General features: G+C 60.0%; 2 protein-coding genes. Both read right to left on the bottom strand.

Annotated elements, in window-relative coordinates; all coding sequences use genetic code 11:
• Positions 1-18 precede the first annotated feature (18 nt).
• Positions 19-627, bottom strand: a complete 609-nt coding sequence (locus tag QQJ79_RS15425; protein ID WP_284223812.1) for a GNAT family N-acetyltransferase — start codon at positions 625-627, stop codon at positions 19-21.
• A 44-nt stretch (positions 628-671) separates the two neighbouring features.
• Positions 672-938, bottom strand: a 267-nt coding sequence (locus tag QQJ79_RS15430; RefSeq protein WP_284223813.1) for a hypothetical protein, incomplete at its 5' end; no start/stop codon positions are given.

A 938-nucleotide genomic window follows, 5' to 3' on the forward strand; every position in this document is an offset into this window, starting at 1 on the left:
TGACCTCTACCGCCCCTGTCAGTCGTTATCACCTGCGTAATACAAGGGCAAGGGGTCGTCTTTCAGGCAGGCAAATAGCAGATGGTCCCGCCATTCCCCATTAATGCACAGATACTCCCGCGCCCGTCCCTCCCGGATAAAGCCCACCTTTTCCAGCAGCGCGGCGCTGGCGTCGTTCTCAGGCACGCAGGCGGCCTCGACCCGGCGCAGGCAATACTGCCGGAACAAGACCGGTAAAAGCGCGGTCAGCGCATCATACATATATCCCTGCCGCGCATAAGGCAGCCCGGTCCAGTATCCGATGGTCCCCGTTTGCGCCACCCCGCGCCGAATATTACTCAGGGTCACACTGCCAACGATCTGGTCATCCTCATGACGGAAAATGAAAAACGCCTGCCCCATATCGTCACGGGCATCCCGTGCGTACCGGCGCAGGCGGTCTCGAAAACTGGCCTTGGTCAAGGTGTCCGGTGCCCAAACGGGCTCCCACGGGACAAGATGGTTACGGCTGACGGCGCGAACCTCGGCCCACGCCCGCCAGTCAGACAGGCGCGGTGTCCGCAGATATACTTTTCTGGCTGTGACCCGGTATTCTTTTCCGGGAAATGAAAACCGCTCCAGAACCATTCCCAACCCGCCTGCGAGCGCCCCAAGGGGCGAATTTTCAAGATTTATCCGTTAAATCTTGCCGCAAGTCGGTCATAGGTTTCAAGGTTTTTGACAGGCCCAAGGGCCGCAATGGTCGGCACCGCCCCTTCGAACAGGCGCTTGGCAAGGGATACCACCCGCTCCGGTGTTACCCGGTCGATTTCCTCGGTAATCTCCTGCGGGGAGACAATGCGCTCATAGATCAGCATCTGCCGCGCATGAACCTCACACCGTGACGCCGGGCTTTCCTGCCCCATCAGCAGGCCCGCCTTGTTCTGGGCCTTGGCCCG

Origin of the sequence: Brevundimonas denitrificans, assembly GCF_030160755.1 — a bacterium.
GTDB classification, from domain to species: domain Bacteria; phylum Pseudomonadota; class Alphaproteobacteria; order Caulobacterales; family Caulobacteraceae; genus Brevundimonas; species Brevundimonas denitrificans.

Coding starts and splice junctions, on each gene's coding strand:
- QQJ79_RS15425 (WP_284223812.1), bottom strand. CDS start 627: ATGGTTCTGGAGCGGTTTTCATTTCCCGGAAAAGAATACCGGGTCACA.